This window comes from Idiomarina sp., from assembly GCF_019431395.1.
In the GTDB taxonomy this organism is placed as follows: domain Bacteria; phylum Pseudomonadota; class Gammaproteobacteria; order Enterobacterales; family Alteromonadaceae; genus Idiomarina.
In genome coordinates, this window is sequence record NZ_CP080268.1 from 1,638,615 (window position 1) to 1,655,215 (window position 16,601).

Annotated in this window: 15 protein-coding genes and 1 other RNA gene; 5 read left to right on the forward strand and 11 right to left on the reverse strand. The window is 50.8% G+C overall.

The features are described 5' to 3' along the window. Window positions 1–127: 127 nt before the first annotated feature. The 7 genes from KZ771_RS08040 to KZ771_RS08070 form a co-directional block, all read right to left on the reverse strand. Window positions 128–2,458, reverse strand: a complete 2,331-nt coding sequence (locus KZ771_RS08040; protein ID WP_290652791.1) for a TonB-dependent receptor — start codon at window positions 2,456–2,458, stop codon at window positions 128–130. 3 nt (window positions 2,459–2,461) lie between these two features. Then, window positions 2,462–2,698 (reverse strand): hypothetical protein, encoded by a 237-nt coding sequence (locus KZ771_RS08045; RefSeq protein ID WP_290652792.1) that lies wholly within the window; start codon window positions 2,696–2,698, stop codon window positions 2,462–2,464. Window positions 2,699–2,933: 235 nt separating this feature from the next. Beyond that, window positions 2,934–3,428 (reverse strand): hypothetical protein, encoded by a 495-nt coding sequence (locus tag KZ771_RS08050; RefSeq protein ID WP_290652794.1) that lies wholly within the window; start codon window positions 3,426–3,428, stop codon window positions 2,934–2,936. An 18-nt stretch (window positions 3,429–3,446) separates the two neighbouring features. Beyond that, window positions 3,447–5,672: a S8 family serine peptidase gene (locus tag KZ771_RS08055; RefSeq protein ID WP_290652796.1), complete on the reverse strand. Its 2,226-nt coding sequence runs from the start codon at window positions 5,670–5,672 to the stop codon at window positions 3,447–3,449. Between the two features lie 35 nt (window positions 5,673–5,707). Next, on the reverse strand, window positions 5,708–6,535 hold the full coding sequence (locus KZ771_RS08060; protein ID WP_290652798.1) for an FAD-dependent monooxygenase: 828 nt from the start codon (window positions 6,533–6,535) through the stop codon (window positions 5,708–5,710). Further along, window positions 6,517–7,839 carry a Xaa-Pro aminopeptidase gene (gene pepP, locus KZ771_RS08065; RefSeq protein ID WP_290652799.1) on the reverse strand — a complete coding sequence of 441 codons (1,323 nt, stop codon included), beginning with the start codon at window positions 7,837–7,839 and terminating at the stop codon, window positions 6,517–6,519. Before pepP ends, KZ771_RS08060 begins: the two co-directional genes overlap by 19 nt. Window positions 7,840–7,885: 46 nt before the next feature. Further along, a complete protein-coding gene (locus KZ771_RS08070; RefSeq protein WP_290652801.1) occupies window positions 7,886–8,452 on the reverse strand; it encodes a UPF0149 family protein in 567 nt (188 codons plus the stop codon). A gap of 145 nt (window positions 8,453–8,597) precedes the next feature. On the opposite strand from KZ771_RS08070, the gene zapA reads away from it, so the two are divergent. Together zapA and ssrS are read left to right on the forward strand one after the other, a co-directional pair. Beyond that, on the forward strand, window positions 8,598–8,912 hold the full coding sequence (zapA, locus tag KZ771_RS08075; protein WP_290570590.1) for a cell division protein ZapA: 315 nt from the start codon (window positions 8,598–8,600) through the stop codon (window positions 8,910–8,912). A gap of 20 nt (window positions 8,913–8,932) precedes the next feature. Next, window positions 8,933–9,120, forward strand: a non-coding RNA gene (gene ssrS, locus KZ771_RS08080) — 6S RNA. Between the two features lie 16 nt (window positions 9,121–9,136). Here ssrS and KZ771_RS08085 read toward each other — a convergent pair. Further along, window positions 9,137–10,705 (reverse strand): amidohydrolase family protein, encoded by a 1,569-nt coding sequence (locus tag KZ771_RS08085; RefSeq protein ID WP_290652803.1) that lies wholly within the window; start codon window positions 10,703–10,705, stop codon window positions 9,137–9,139. A gap of 43 nt (window positions 10,706–10,748) precedes the next feature. On the opposite strand from KZ771_RS08085, the gene KZ771_RS08090 reads away from it, so the two are divergent. The 3 genes from KZ771_RS08090 to serA all read left to right on the forward strand — a co-directional run bounded on the left by KZ771_RS08090 (window position 10,749) and on the right by serA (window position 13,356). Continuing rightward, entirely contained in the window at window positions 10,749–11,330 is a 582-nt protein-coding gene (locus tag KZ771_RS08090) for a 5-formyltetrahydrofolate cyclo-ligase (RefSeq protein ID WP_290652805.1), read from the forward strand. Between the two features lie 85 nt (window positions 11,331–11,415). Then, a complete protein-coding gene (rpiA, locus tag KZ771_RS08095; protein WP_290652807.1) occupies window positions 11,416–12,078 on the forward strand; it encodes a ribose-5-phosphate isomerase RpiA in 663 nt (220 codons plus the stop codon). Window positions 12,079–12,120: 42 nt separating this feature from the next. Further along, complete coding sequence (gene serA / locus KZ771_RS08100) at window positions 12,121–13,356, forward strand: phosphoglycerate dehydrogenase (RefSeq protein ID WP_290652809.1); 1,236 nt, start codon at window positions 12,121–12,123, stop codon at window positions 13,354–13,356. Here the strand turns inward: serA and phoU are convergent. The 3 genes from phoU to pstA are packed head-to-tail and all read right to left on the reverse strand — an operon-like array spanning window position 13,353 to window position 16,594. Continuing rightward, window positions 13,353–14,075 carry a phosphate signaling complex protein PhoU gene (gene phoU, locus KZ771_RS08105; RefSeq protein ID WP_133538909.1) on the reverse strand — a complete coding sequence of 241 codons (723 nt, stop codon included), beginning with the start codon at window positions 14,073–14,075 and terminating at the stop codon, window positions 13,353–13,355. The two genes, serA and phoU, sit on opposite strands and share 4 nt — an antisense overlap. A 10-nt stretch (window positions 14,076–14,085) precedes the next feature. Then, the gene (gene pstB / locus KZ771_RS08110; protein ID WP_133538910.1) at window positions 14,086–14,904 is read right to left on the reverse strand and encodes a phosphate ABC transporter ATP-binding protein PstB; all 819 of its coding nucleotides are present in this window, start codon (window positions 14,902–14,904) and stop codon (window positions 14,086–14,088) included. 28 nt (window positions 14,905–14,932) lie between these two features. Next, window positions 14,933–16,594 (reverse strand): phosphate ABC transporter permease PstA, encoded by a 1,662-nt coding sequence (gene pstA / locus KZ771_RS08115; RefSeq protein WP_290652811.1) that lies wholly within the window; start codon window positions 16,592–16,594, stop codon window positions 14,933–14,935. Window positions 16,595–16,601: the final 7 nt, after the last annotated feature.

A 16,601-nucleotide genomic window follows, 5' to 3' on the forward strand; every position in this document is an offset into this window, starting at 1 on the left:
CCGGCGTAGCCGTACCCCGCGAGCGAAGCGAGCCTACACCGCCCGAAGGGCCTACACCGCGAGCCATAACAAAAAAACCGCCCCCCAAAGGGAAGGCGGTTTTTGAATGCGCGAGCGCAGCGAGCTCTTAGAAAGAGTAGCTCACTTTGGTGTAAACAAAGCGACCGCGTGGGTTATGTACGCTTGGTGCATAGCCGTAAAGATCGGTATTGAACGCTTCAGGTGGCTCTTCGTCAAACAAGTTGGTTGAACCTAAGGTCACACGGAAGTTCGATGTAACGTCGTAATACGCCTGTAAATCAACCAATAACTGGCTGTCGACCATACGCGTTTCAGATGCTTCAACTTCAGCCGGTGCCTGATAATCCTCAAACTCGCCAATGTAGTTAAGGTTCAGGTTAATGCCGAACGCATCACGCGCCCACTCTGCACGACTCGTCCAACGATGTTCCGGGTACTCATACTCACCCGCGTAGTCGATACCATCTTTTTCGAACTTGCTCATATAAGACCAGTCAACGCCCAAACGGATGTCGCCTAAGTCTTGTACTTGCCACGTGTAGTTAGCAGAGAAGTCCAGGCCGGCGGCTTCCTGGCTCGATAAGTTCACGTAAGTGTTATATAACACAGCCAGTTCACCTAAACGATCGCCCGGTAACGGATCGCGACGTTCACAAATCGTGCTGTTTTGGTCGTTACAGTTCGCCGCGTAAACGTTCTCGAAGTCGTTTTGGACAATTTTATTATCTTGCTCAATTGACCAGTAATCAGCCGAGATATCGAACGCATCCGTAACCTGCCAGATACCACCGATATTGTAGTTTGACGATTCTTCCGGCTCTAAACCATCAGAGCCAGAGAACACGATGGTATAATCCAGCGGCACACAGCTCTCGCCATCGGCTTCGCAACGGAAGGTATCAGTGAAGAAGGTCGATACTTGCGATGGGCCCAGGCCAATTTGCGCCAGCGACGGTGCACGGAAGCCTTCACCGTATGATGCTCGAAGCGTTACGTCATCAGACGGGCGCCATTGCAATTTAAACTGCGGGTTAAAGGTTGAACCAAAGTCGCTGTAATCGTCATAACGACCGGCAGCTGTCAGCTCTAACTGATCCGTAATAGGCACCAGGAATTCCACATAAGCGGCCCACTGGTCACGTGCGGCTTCTGCCTGCACCGACTCGGTACCAAAGATCAAACCACGTTGGAACTGATCATCCGGTTGGTCAAATACATCTTCTTCGCGGTATTCCAGACCTGCAGCCATTGATACCCAATGGTCGCCAAGCTGGAAGGCCTCACCGGCGATGCTGGCATCCATAGCGGTTAAGTGTGACTCACCACGACGTACCAGCGAGGTAGTAATGTCGTTGATTACCGATGGATCGTTAATTGTGCCGCCGAATGGATTGTAGTTACCCTGATTGATTTGCTCCTGCAGGAAGTCAGTACGCACCCAACCTTGCTCACGCGAACCGGTCTGCATGCCTTCGCTACGGCCTTTTTGATAAGAAACGTCCCAGTTCCAGCCATCTAAATCACCACGTAAACCGGCAATAAAGCGCAGCGTGTCAGACTCAACGTCCCAAATACGAGCGCCGGCATCAACGGTACGGAAGAAGTTAATGTCTACACGCTCACCCCATGGGTTGTTTGGATGGTCAGCTGGTACATAGAGACCTGCGTCCGCATCAAGCGGAGTAGGCGCACCACCGGCCATCGAACGGTTATGCTGTGCGGCAATTTCAATGTAGGCTTCAACGTCGCGGCTAAGCTCACGGCGAGACTGAATGATTGCACCTACGCGCTCAGCTTCAGGGAAAATTTGAGCATACGGGCCATAGTCAAATACGCAGCGTGTGCCAACGGTAGAGCTAGGCGGGCAATCCGGATCCGGCTGCTCAGCGCCATCGACGATAAAGCTACCCGGGAAGCCACGTGACGAACGGAAATCGTTACCGCCGTATGGCGCCTGGTTGGCGGTACCGTTACGGCCGAATTCGGCACCAAAGATAGAGGTATTCTTCCAGTAATCCATTATAACGGTGGTATTACCTTTATCGTCGCCGGTACCCCACACCAGACTCATGCTGGTTTCTTCGTAGTTTACGTCACCGGTAGTACCACCATGGCTGAACGACAGTTCGGTGCCAACAAAATCATCACGCAGTATGATGTTCACAACACCGGCAACCGCGTCAGACCCGTAGATAGCCGAGGCGCCGTCTTTTAAGATATCGATACGTTCGATAGCTGCCACAGGAATGGTATTGATATCGACAAACGAGTTAGCTACGCCCTCGGCAAAAGAAGAGACAGCGACGCGGCGACCGTTTAATAATACCAGGGTAGAGTCCGCACCGAAGCCACGCAGCGAGATAGCCGCTGAACCGTTAGCGGTGGTGTCCTGACTGTTACCCTGGGTTGAGAAAGTACCAACACCGGCCGACGGCAAGCGCTAGAGTAATTGTTGCAGGTTGTTAAAACCTGACGCTTCGATGTCATCGCGGGAGATAACCTCAACCGGCGATGCACCTTCCATGTCGGTGCGATTAATACGTGAACCGGTAACCTGAATCCGTTCTAAACGGTCGTCCTCGGCTTGCGCCTGATCTTGTTGTGCGTAACTAACGGGTGATGCAAACACAGCACCAATCGCTATCGCGCACAAAGAATACTTAAAGGTGTTTTTCATTGTTTTTATTCCCTGTGATTTATAAAACAACAATTTGTTTGTCATTAAGATGACATCTACTGTTATTACACTAAATCAACATATGATCAAGATCATAATTTGTGGTCGGGTCAGTACCGTGCGTCCTGACGCACGTACGAAAGCACGAAACAAAAAAACCGCCTCCGAAGGAAGGCGGTTTTGAAGAAGCGATGGGCGCAGCCCGAACAGCAAGCGAAGCGCCCAGCGCAACGCGTTAGCGTTGTGTCAAAACATGTGTTTCGCGAATGTCTTCGACAATCTCGATGTCCACGTTGTTTACACCGGTAAAGTCCATCATGTCGCGGCGTAGCTGCAACATTTCAGTACCTTCCGGGGCTTTCAGCAGTGCCAGGTTTAAACGGCCATACAAACGCTCTACCGTTAAACCAAACTGCTGCGCCAATTGGTCGATATCCGTACCGTCCATCAGTACCGACACAATACCCGATACATAGGCTTCCTTACCCGACAGCGTGTTCACCATTTCGGTGCCGGCCAGTAACTGACTGCCTTTACGCTGCGAGAAGTCAACGCCCTTACGCGGCTCCGGTAACTTAGTAAACTGATACGCTTTGTAATCGCGCTCACCACCAACAAACTGCTGGTCCACGTTGTCCTGTCCCATTTTAGGTGTTGGCAGTTGCTGTGCCTGTGCACCCGCAACCAACGCAACAGACGCTGCCAGTGTAAATAAAGTAACTAATTTCATGATTTATCTCCTGACCGCTTATTGATGACCAAAGGCACGAACTTGAATCGCTTCAAGGCGTGACGGTGTGCTGTTATTGGCAAACGTGGTTTCTGCCGAACCGCCCAGCGCACGACCATCAGCAACGATGTCGCTACCGTTAGTATCGACTAAACGTACAGTCCAGGTACCGCCTGAGCCTTCGCCGTAAAACGCGTTAGCAAGGAAAACAGTATCTTCCAGGATGTATTGGCTACAGAACCCGTCAGCACCGACGTTAATCGCCTGGCGACCAGTCAATAGTTGCGTAGTTGTTCCTGCAGGTGAAGTCACCTCAACCGCCAAATCGTTACCGGCAGTCGAGAACGAACAGCCCGCAAAGTCATCGTTAGCCACGGTTAAACGGAACTGTAAACCTTCCAGCGTTAAGCCAGCCGGCGCTTCAAAACTATATGATGCACCCTCAGCGTTATTATCAGGTACGTCGACAGGCGCTTCCGGCGATACATCTAACCAACCGGTTGATGCCAATTGCCCTAAGTCACCTGGCACCCACTCTTTCGCTAAACGAACCGCGGCACCTGCATCAACACGCCCAAAACCGTATTTCAGGTTGTAGTTGTAGCCCGCACCGTTAGTTACCCAGCCTGCGTCAGCAACAAATTCGCCTTCGCCAACGGGTAAAACAACACCCGGATCGTCTGCATCAACCTGAGTTGACGTGTTCGCCAGCACGTGGCGAATTTCACGCGCACTTAATTCTGGGTTGGCAGAACCAATCAATGCCACCACACCGGCAGCGTTAGGCGCTGCAGAAGAAGTACCATTAAAGGTTGAGGTGTTGTTACAGCTTGGGTTCTCGGGGTGGCCCGGTGCGTTAAACGGATACAGACCCGCAAAGTAACCCGGGATACCGCTTGAAGCGTCAATCGCATCCTGACGCGGGAAGCTTGAATACCCCTGCAGACAGGTCGACTGGTCAGTCGTTACCATCGCAGGTGCCGCATAACCGTATTCACCTGCAGGTGCAGAAACAAAGACGTTCGAGCCCGCAGTCGAGTAACTGGTGTGGTTACCGTCAGAGTTAACTGCAGCGACCGTAGTGGTAAAGAAGTTCGCGTTAGACGGATCTAAGTTACCGTTAAGGCAGCTCAGGCCATACTGGCTCGCACCGGTTGCGTCACAGATGTTTGCGAAGAAACCCGAATTACCGGTGTTATCAAACGCATTACCTGCCGATTTAACGTTAACCGCGCCTTTACCATCACGCAGACCTAACATCACGTATTGTTCGAACGCTTCGTCGGTTGCTGACGAGTACAATGCAAACGGAACCGAAATACCGTAACTGCGGTTGTAAGCAATAACCGGATCGCTCTCGCTGATACCGCTGCCCGGTAAACCGTGAGACAACGCCGCATTCAGCATCGTTTGTGTGCCCTGACCGCCCAGGTAGTTAACACCGAAAACTTTTGCCATTGGTGCTACACCACGGCCGCCTTCATCGTTACCGGCAACAGCGGCAATCAAGCCCGCCACAGAAGTACCGTGATCACCGGTCACCGACGTGCTGGTGGGGTCCATTTTGTTGCGTGCGCCCGGGATCACGTTCAGTGATTTGTTTGCCGCAATGTTGGCTTGTAAATCCGGATGGTTAATTTCTAAACCAGAATCAACAACACCAACGATCATGCCCTGACCATATGCGCCCTGTGCGTGTGCTTCGACAATATTCATGTCTTCGCCCGCCTGAAATACCGACTCGTCAAAGAAGATCTCGCGTGCAGTTTCTTCCGGGTAACCTAAAACGTTAACCAGGAAATTCAGGAATTCGTCACTTTGCGCATAGGCTTTTTGCCCGGTGTTGCGCAAATGCCATTGTTGATAAGCCAGTGGATCGCCGGCAATGCCGCTAATTTGTACCTGAGCCGTGGTTGTTTCCTGGCCGTCGCTAACTTGTACGTTAATGGTCGCAGGAGCGGTGGTTAGTGGAATATATGAGAAGTGACCACTACCATCGATAGAAACCGTTCCGGGGGTTTCTCCTCCTTCAGAAGCCACGACACTTGCTGAAAAAGATAACGAATCATTATTCGCATCGGTAGCGGTCACTTGACCGGTTACGGGGACCCATTGTAGGCCGCCGTCTATGTTCTGTGCGCTCACATCCGGAGCAAAGTTGGTATCTCCATCACCACCACAGGCGGTCAAGCCCATGAGTACTGCTGCTGACAGCGCTGTCAGCTTAAAGGTATTTCTCGCCATAATGCCCTCTTCTTGTTGTTATACAACTTGCGTTTTTACACCGTTTCTTGCGGCGTTGCCCGCCGTAATTGCAGGGGATAAAAAAAGCGCTCCGAGGTAGCGGTTATTGCGCCGGCCCGATAACCAAATGCCTGCTGGCAGGTTTTGATAAAATGTTCATCCTGCCAGTGCCTTGCCTGTTCTGCCGCGTCGCCGCTAAAGGTCCAGACCAGCGAAGCCTGATTATTGGGCATCGGTAACAATGCAATCGGGCCGTGCTCGGTAAAACGCTCGTAGGCCCAGCCATTGAGGGGCCGATCCAGGGTTAAGGTAGCAATACAGCCGACCTGGTCATACTCTTCGACCTCGCTGGGTAAACGAAGCGCTTCGCGCACCAGAGAATGCTGACCATCCGCTCCCACCAACAATTCGGTCGCTAGTTGTTGCCCGTTATCGAGTCTGATATTAACCTGCGCTACCTGCTGATCGATGGTCTCGACCCGACTCGCACTAAGCCACTCGACATTCGGTAACTGTCGGCAACTTTCGTATAATCGCTGAACCAACTGAGCCGCAGGCGCGACCACGCCGAGCGCATCGACACCCTCGGTTTCGGCGTGTAATTCTGTTGCCCCAATAAAGCCGCGGTCGCTGATGTGAATGTGCTCGATTGGGGTTTGTGTAATGTGCTCATTCAGCACACCTAGTTGTTTTAAACGTTTTGCCGACGCGGCCGCCAACGCAATGATGCGCTTATCCTGAGGTGGTCCCTCGGCACGAGGTTCTACCACCACAATCGGCCAGTCAGGCCGTTGTTGCGCTAACATTAAGGCGGTTAGCGCACCGACCAGACTACCGCCGGCAATTACAACTTTTGCATCCACGCTTCTATCTCTTCCACCGTTTTCGGTACTGACGCCGTCATGTTCTGAAAGCCGTCTTCGGTAATAACTAAATCGTCTTCGATACGAATACCAATACCGCGCCAGCGCTCATCTGCGCCTGATTCGCGCGAAATATAAATACCCGGCTCAACCGTAATAACCATACCCGGCTCCAATTTAACCGGTTGGTTGTCAGCATCTTTGTAGCGGCCGACATCATGTACATCCAGACCCAACCAGTGACTTAGGCCGTGAATAAAGTATTTTTTCCAGCGCTGCTGTTCGAAATTCTCGTCCGCATCCCCTGTTAAAATTTCCAGTTCTGTCAGACCATCATTGATAACACGCGCCGCTGCCTGGGTTGCTTGATTCAGGTCAGAGCCGGGTTTGATTTTTTCAAATGCGGCCAGCTGCGCCTTTAGGACCAATTCGTATAACAGCTTTTGTTCATTCGAAAATTTGCCGTTAACCGGGAAGGTTCGGGTAATATCCGCGGCATAGCCCTGATATTCAGCTCCGGCATCGACCAGTACCAGATCGCCGTCGTGTAATTGGTCGCGGTTATCGGTGTAGTGCAGCACACAGGCATTGGCACCACCGCCGCAAATCATGCCGTAGGCCGGGTATAATGCGCCATTCATGGCAAATTCGTGATGCAGTTCAGCGCCCAGTTGATACTCATACGCGCCGGGCTGGACAAATTTCATGATGCGTTTAAACGCGTCGCTGCTAATGCGCGCGGCTTCCTGCATTACTTGCAGCTCGTGCGCCGATTTGATTTGTCGCATGCGATCGACCAAGGGTCTGAGATCGTCGATACGGTGCGGGACCTTGTTACCGCGTTTTTCGGTCTCACGCAAATACGCCATTGCCTGGTGAACCTGATGCTCGAGCTCTTCATCTTCGCCTAAAATTAAATAGACGCTCTCGGCACCGTTGAGTGTTTCGGGCAGGCGTTCGTCGATTTCTTCGATATCAAAGGCCTGTTCAATACCCAGAGCGTTGGGTGCATTGTGATACCCCAGCCGCAGTCCATGCCAAACTTCGGCATCCGGATCTTTGTCCTGACAATAAAGTGTGCTGCCGGCGTGGTCAGACACCGTGCTTAACACCAATACCGCATCCGGCTCGTTAAAGCCCGTCAGATAATGAAAATAACTATTCTGCCGAAATGGATATTCGGTATCGTTGCTGCGCGTCAATTCTTGGTTTGCTGCGACCAACGCCACCACGTTATCGGGTAGCTGTTCGAGCACGCGTTTACGGCGTTGTAAAAACTCATCCTGGGGTATCACGGGTTTCATCAGTTCACCTCTTAACGAGCAACTTAAAACGAATTCTTATAACCAATTAATGAAGTGTTTTACTGCTATCATTAGCCGCCGGCTGGTGACGTCCTAATTCGGTAAAGCACATCATGGCAGAAATACGCAGGTATTCAGCGACTTCAAAATAAGCACGCTCCGCGTCTTCGCCTTCTTCATCATCAAAGTCCAGTTTGGCAATTTCGATCATGTCATCCAGCGCTTCGCGTAAATCGCCGGAAGCCGTTGCTACGCTTGACTGGTTTACGCCAAAACCGACCAAAAAGGATTGCACCCAGCCACCTAAGGCCTGTAAGCGGTCCACCAAAGGTGCTTTATCGTCGGGTAACAACAACTGATAACCCATATCACGATCGCCCAATGACACCTGAATTTCTTCGGCCTGCTCGCGGATAAGATTTTTTAGCTCTGCCGGCATGGTGTTGCCGTCATAGGCCAGGTCAGTCATTAACGTCAGCAGTTCATCACTGTCGGCGCGCGTACCGGTTGCAATTAGGCCGGTGAGCATGCCCTGTACTTCGGCAGCCGAGGGCGTCATATCAAACTGCGCGAACATTTCCGCTAAGCGGTCATAATTAAAACGTGTCGCCATTGTAAAAGTCCTTGAATTCGCTTGCTTACATCCTAACACTGGCCTTTATAATACGCTAGCTGACAAGCGCTCGCCGCTCGTGTCATAATAGTGGGGTTGGCACAGATTACTGTGTTGTTAGAATAATAAGCAGGGAGTCTGCAAAATGGCAGGTCGTACCATGGATATCACCCTTTTGGACAGAAACTACAAAGTTAACTGCCCGGCGGGTCAGGAAAGCGCGTTACAACAAGCTGCGGATGCGTTAGATGAGCGTCTGCGCGACACCAAGGAGCGCACCAGTCTGACCAACGTCGAACAAATTGCGGTGATGACAGCGTTGAACCTGTGCCACGAATGGATTCAGGATCAAAATGATCAGGCTGCACGCACGGCTAAATTGGAAGAAAAGATCCAATTACTGCAGGCAACCATAGAACAAGCAATGAGTGAACAGCGATCGCAGCGCGGTTCACGCTAAATTAAAGTACCCTTTTCTGCGGTTTCCTGGGGCGTACGACACGTAGGCGAATGTCCCTGAGCCGATGCTTATATCTAAAGGGGACCACTGGCCCGTCATGAGCAAGCCCGACACGTATCGGGAAGCCTACGATGGATCCCATTTGCTCCCCGCCTTGAACCAATGGGTTCAAGGGCTAACGCCCAACAACGGCGCCGCCGGGAAACCACCCTATAAAAAAAGCATCACTGGCGTGATGCTTTTTCTTTAGCAACAATACGTTTTACATCGTCAAGCAGTGCTTGTGCATCGTAAACAATGCCGTCCTTGATGGTGTATTTGATGCCCTCAGTACGGATCGGCTGGTTGTCGTCATTTAATTTAAAATGACCGGTACCGTATAGCACTTTGAAGTTAGCCAACGGGTTTTCTTTTACGATAACCATGTCAGCTTTTTTACCCAGTGCGATACTGCCAATTTCGTCTTCCATGTCGAGCGCTTCTGCGCCAGCTAAGGTTGCTGCATGAATCACTTCTAGTGCGTTCAAACCTGCCTCACGCAGCAGTTCCATTTCGCGGATGTAGCCAAAACCATAAATTTTGTAGATATAACCTGCATCTGAACCCAGGGTAATACGGCCACCATTGGCGTGGTAATCTTTCAAAAACGCCATCCATTTTTGGTAGTTTTTCTTCCACGCAATTTCGTTATCGGTGGTCCAGTCAAACCAATACGAACCATGCGCATAGCGGCTCGGTTCGAAAAAGTCCCATAACCGCGGCAGAGTATATTCATCGTGCCAAATTGCCTGACGTTCACGCATCAGATCGCGCGACGCCTCATAAATGGTTAAGGTCGGGTTAATCGTAAAGTCTAATTCGATCAGCTCGTCGCGAACCGCATTCCATTTTTCAGAGCCGGGCTCCGCCGCCTGTTGCCACAGTTTGCCAGCCTCTTCAAAGCGGTGTTGTTCATTGTTGTAATTGTAATGCGCCGGATAGTTCTGAATCCGTTTGTCTTCAAACAACGCTTCGGGCAAGCCATACCAGTGCTCCATAGAAGTTAAACCGAGCCGCGCAGAGTCCAGTGCATTCATCGACATCACATTAAGCTGCGCATGATGCATCATGGTACCCAAGCCTTGTTTGTTGGCTTCATCAAGCGCCGCTTCCATCACCTTACGTGATGCGCCAAAAAACTTAATACCGGCGGCGCCGCGTTTTTTGATGTAACGCACCCAGTCACGTGCCTGCTCAGCGTTATAAATGGGTTCCTCCCAGCCCTGTCCAAAGCCCACATAAGGCACAATGCGCGGCGCCGCAATATCATTGTCTTTAGCCTCAGCCTGATGCCATTTTACCCAGTCCAGGCCATTAAAGCTGCCTGGCTCACGAATGGTAGTAATGCCATGACCCAGCCATAGCTTGAGCACATACTCAGCAGGTATGCCCTCGGCTGAACCACCAATATGTGCATGCATATCGATAAAGCCCGGTAAAATATAGTGCCCGGAAACATCAATTTCTTTATCGTCGGCACCGGCTTTAGGCCGACGTGATTCAATCACCGGCACGCCCGGATTACCAACGCTGACAATTTGCACGATACGGTCATCTTCAATGATAATATCAACCGGCCCCTGTGGCGGTGCGCCCTCGCCGGTGATCACGGTACCACCGCGTAAAATTAAGCGCTCGTATGGGCCATCACCCTGGGCTCGTTCCGGCGCTTTGGGTGGCGCCTGCCATGCCAGAACCGCAATGCTCATCGTCAGCGCGACGAGTCCGACTAACATCGTTTTTAATGCCTTCATCGGTTATCCTTATTGTCATTGTTATTTTACCTATCGCTTTAGCATGACCCGAGATGCCTTAAGACGCAAGTTACAGCAGACCAGAGCACAGCTTTCTGAGGCCAGCCGCAAGCAGGCAGCCGAGGCGGTCGCGGCGCGCGTAAAACAGCGGCTAGATTCAAACCACGGCGGCATTGCAGCAATTTTTAAAAGCTTTGCTGCAGAGCTGGATACAACCCCGACTATCAACGCGTTATGGCAGCAGGGTATAACCACCGTATTGCCGGTTTTACATCCCTTCAGCAAAGGACATTTGCTGTTTTTACGCTACAACCCGCACACAACGATGATAAAAAACCGTTACGGTATCGCCGAGCCGGCGCTTGATTGCCAGAACATTGTTCCACTGGCACAAATCGATTGGCTATTTATGCCGTTGGTTGGCTTTGATCGACAGGGCAATCGTCTGGGCATGGGCGGTGGTTATTACGACCGCACCCTGGCGCGATGGCGCGATGGCTTGTTAACGCAGTTACATCCCATTGGTCTTGCCTACGACCAACAACAAGTCGAATACATTCCGACTGAGTCCTGGGACGTACCTATCCCTGAGGTGATTACGCCGGCAAAACATTGGCGTTTTTAACAGATGTTGCGGTGCAGGCAACCGTAAAAAGCCGTATACTAAACATTGATTTTTTTGCGCAACAAATAAACAGGAAAAATTGATCATGGCAGCAAGCGACGGAATGAAAAAAGCAGCCGCGGAAGCAGCATTAGAGTACGTTGAAAACGGTACCATTGTCGGCGTAGGCACGGGCTCGACCGTTAACTTTTTCATTGACGCGCTGGCAACCCAAAAAGACGATATCGAGGGTGCTGTATCGAGTTCTGAAGAATCGACCGCACGTTTAAAAGCGCATGGCATACCCGTTTTTGACTTGAACGCGGCAGGCCCGGTACCGGTTTATATTGATGGCGCTGACGAAATTAATGAATACGGCCAAATGATAAAAGGCGGTGGCGCGGCGTTAACGCGCGAAAAAATTATTGCCGCCGTAGCCGAAAAATACGTGTGTATTGCGGACCAAAGCAAAATGGTTGGCATACTGGGCAAGTTCCCGTTGCCGGTCGAGGTTATCCCCATGGCTCGATCTTATGTGGCACGTGAAATTGTTAAGTTAGGTGGTGACCCGGAATGGCGTCAGGGCGTTACTACCGATAACGGCAACTGGATCCTGGACGTACACAACCTTGAGATCATGAAACCGATGGAGCTGGAAGACAAGCTCAATAATATTGTCGGTGTGGTTACCAACGGTTTATTTGCGGCTCGCGGCGCGAATATTGCCCTATTGGGTAGCCCTGACGGTGTTAAAAAATACGAATTTTAAACTCTCATAACCTATTTATCACTAATAAGAATAAAAACCACCATGAGCGTAGTAAAACAATCGTTGTCAAAAGATAAAATCAAAGTCCTGATGCTCGAGGGCGTGCACCCCAGCGCCATAAAATTATTTGAACGACACGGTTACACCAATATGGAGGTGTTACCCAGTTCGCTGTCCGATGACGAACTAATCGAAAAAATGAAGGATGTGCACATCGTTGGCATTCGCTCACGCACGCAACTTAACGAACGTGTGTTTGCCGCAGCAGAGAAACTGATTGCAGTTGGCTGTTTTTGTATTGGCACCAATCAAGTTGATTTAGCCGCCGCTAAGCGCCATGGTGTAGTCGTGTTCAACGCGCCCTTTTCCAATACCCGCAGTGTTGCCGAATTGGTGTTAGCCGAGGTGATTATGCTGCTACGCGGCATTCCGGCTAAAAATGCCTCGGCCCACCGCGGGGGCTGGCTTAAATCAGCAAAAAACTCGTTTGAGGCGCGCGGCAAAACACTGGGTATTGTTGGTTATGGCCATATTGGTAGCCAGCTCAGTGTATTAGCCGAGCAACTGGGCATGCAGGTTATCTATTACGATATCGAAGACAAGCTGCCGCTGGGTAATGCGATGCCGGTGCACACGCTGGATGATCTGCTCAGTCAGGCCGATATTGTGACCCTGCACGTGCCGGAAACCGAGCAAACACAGATGATGATGGGCGTCCGCCAATTTAGCCGCATGAAGCCCAACAGCCTGTTTATTAATGCCTCGCGCGGCACCGTGGTGGATATCGATGCGCTGGCCTCAGCATTGCAAGGTGGCCACTTAGCGGGCGCCGCCATTGATGTATTCCCGGTCGAGCCAAAAGGTAACAACGAAGAGTTTTTATCACCCCTGCGTGGTATTGATAATTGTTTGTTAACTCCGCACATCGGCGGCTCGACGATGGAAGCTCAGGAAAATATTGGCACTGAAGTAGCGGGTAAATTAGTGCGTTACTCCGATAACGGGTCGACACTGTCAGCTGTAAACTTCCCGGAAGTCAGCCTGCCAACACACGACACCACCCGTCGTTTGTTGCATATCCATAAGAATCAGCCGGGCATGCTTAACGCGATTAACAGTATCTTGAGTGAATATCAGATTAACGTCGCGGGTCAATATCTGCAGACAGACGAAGCCGTGGGCTATGTGGTGATGGATATTGACAGTAATAATGGCAGCGAAATACTTGCGCGGATGCGGAAAATACCGGGCACCATTCGTGCCCGGCAATTATTTTAATCGCGGTTTTTGCCCAGCACCGTGCGTTCCATGCTCTCTGGCGATACATGACGCACGTCTTTGCCTTTAACGAAAAAGATGATGTATTCAGCAATGTTCTGACAGCGATCGCCCATCCGCTCCAACGAACGTGCTGACCACAATACATCCATAATTTTCGGGATCGAACGTGAGTCTTCCATCATGTAGGTCATCAATTGACGCGTCAGTGCTTCGTACTGACGATCCGCCTGCTCATCCTGTTGATGCACTTCGTATGCCGCCTCTAGATCCATGCGAGCAAAAGCGTCCAGCACTTTACGCAACATGCCCAGAATGTGCTGTCCCAGATTCTCCAGGCTAACCAACAGTTGCTGCTGGTCTTTGCTGAAGCTCTCTTTCGCCACTTTAGCAATACGCTCAGCTTCGTCACCGATGCGCTCAAGATCAGCTATGGTTTTGATGATCGCAATCACCAACCGCAAGTCGCTGGCAGCCGGCTGGCGTTTAGCGATTATATGCACACACTCTTCGTCTATCTGTACTTCCAGCTTATTGATCTTGTGATCACTGCTCAGTACTTTTTCGGCCAACTCAACGTCCGCTGTTTGAATCGCTTCGAGGGCATCGCTGATTTGCTGTTCAACCATGCCACCCATGCTTAATACTTTATTACGGACCGCTTCCAGCTCCTCGTTAAACTTTCCGGAGATGTGTTTGCCCATATTCATTTTATCCATCACTGTCTCCTTAACCGTAACGGCCGGTAATATAATCTTCGGTTTGCTTTTCTGACGGCGTTGTAAATAGCGTATCGGTATCGGCATATTCAATCAATTTGCCCATATACAAAAACGCCGTTTGATCGGATACACGCGCTGCCTGTTGCATGTTATGCGTAACAATAACGACGGTGAACTGCTTTTTAAGATCCGTAATCAACTCTTCAATGGTCAGTGTTGAGATCGGGTCCAACGCCGAGGTTGGCTCATCAAGCAGCAGGATTTCCGGCTCTATTGCGATAGAGCGAGCAATAACCAGACGTTGCTGCTGACCGCCAGACAAACTAAACGCGCTGGCATTTAAACGATCTTTAACCTCATCCCACAAAGCTGCACCACGCAGCGATGTTTCCACCGCTTCGTCAAGCACGCGACGGTCTTTAACCCCCTGTAAGCGCAGGCCGTATACGACGTTTTCGTAAATCGACTTAGGGAAAGGATTAGGCCGTTGGAACACCATGCCAATACGACGACGCAGCGCTGCTACGTCAACGTCTTTGTCATAGATATTCTTGCCATGCAGCTCGATGTCGCCTTTAACCTTACAAATTTCGACCAGGTCGTTCATACGGTTAATACAACGCAACAGCGTCGATTTACCGCAACCAGACGGACCGATGAACGCGGTAACACGGTTCTTCGGTACATGCATCGAAATATCGTACAGCGCTTGATCCTGTCCGTAGAACAAGTCGAGGTTCTTGATGCTCAATGCTGTTTGCTCTGGTGATAAGTTTTCCAGATCTAGCTTTTCTGCGTTACTTGTAGTCGGGTTTACCGAAATCATAATTTAAAACCTTCTCGACAATTCAAACTTAGTGTTCAAGCGAACGATACTTTTCGCGTAAATGGTTACGCACGCTGATCGCCGTTAAATTGAGTCCAACAATGACCGTAATTAACAAGAACGAGGTGGCATAAACCAGCGGTCTTGCTGCTTCCACGTTCGGGCTCTGAAAGCCGACATCGTAGATATGGAAGCCCAGGTGCATAAATTTACGGTCAAGATGGAAGTACGGGAAGTTACCGTCAACCGGCAACATCGGCGCTGATTTAACCACACCGACCAGCATCAACGGTGCTACCTCACCCGCTGCACGCGCAACGGCCAGGATTAAACCGGTCATAATAGCCGGCGATGCCATCGGAATAATAATCCGCCAAATGGTCTCCCACTTCGTCGCACCCAACGCTAATGAGCCTTCGCGCAAGGTACTGGGAATACGCGACAGGCCTTCTTCTGTGGATACAATCACCACCGGCAAAGTCAGTATCGCCAGCGTTACTGCAGACCATAGTACACCCGGCGTACCAAACGTTGGGTTCGGCAAGGCTTCCGGATAAAACACCTGGTCAAGGCTGCCACCGACCATGTAGACAAAGAAGCCCAGGCCAAATACACCGTAAACAATGGATGGTACACCGGCCAGGTTTATCACCGCGATACGGATTAACTTTGTGATCGAGTTTTTACCAGCATATTCGTGCAGATAAACAGCAGCCACCACACCAAACGGCGTCACGATGACGGACATCAGCAACACCATAAATACTGTACCAAAGATAGCAGGGAAAACACCGCCCTCGGTATTCGCTTCGCGTGGATCTTCGCTGACAAATTTACCCACTTGCTGGAAGAAGTGTCCTACTTTGGCAAAAAATCCCATGTCGTTAGGGAAGTTTACATCCAGCACCCGGTACATGGGTACCATGACTTCCTCGCCGCGAAAGTCTTTTACCAGCAAGGTGTCGCGCTGAGCCTGCTCACGCAAATCAAACAGTTGCTCCTCATAGACCTGGTAGTCCTGTTGCAACTTTTCACGCTGTTCCTGCAGATATGCCACAGCCTCATCCGTTAACTTACCTTCAAGTTGCAGCCGTCGACGTTCGAGTTCCAGCTCGCCCATGGCATAGTTAACCGAGGCAATTTCGCTTTCCTGTAAGCCCATCGCCTGTTCGTTCAGCTCGACCGCGCGTTCCACGCGCTCAAACAGCACCTCACGGAAGTCGGCATCGCCCTGACGGGCAATCACGTTACCTTGTTCAGTAATCGCCGTAATACGACCGTAAAAATTACCGTCTTTACTGCGCTCGATAACGGCTAAATCGGCCGGGGTGGTGTCTTCGGTCACCAACGATTCCAATACCCAGGTAAAATCCAGCGGCACGTATTCGCGGTTACCAATTTTCATCAGGTAACGAGTAATTGTTTCTGACTCAATTTCAGCCAACTCGACCATAGACTGCGGCAACCGCGTGGTCGGTACTATTTCGCTGTCATAGATTTCACCGATGATGTGCTTAGTGCCGCCGTCGGCTTGCTTTACATCCATCTCGTGAATCGCTGATGGCCAGAAAAAGGACAAGCCGCGCCAGCCAATCATGATCACCAGCCCAATGACCGCGACCAGGCTGATACTAACAGAGCCTGCGGTTAGCCAAATCCAGGGTTTGCCGGTTCTAAACCACTTTTTCATTGTTAAA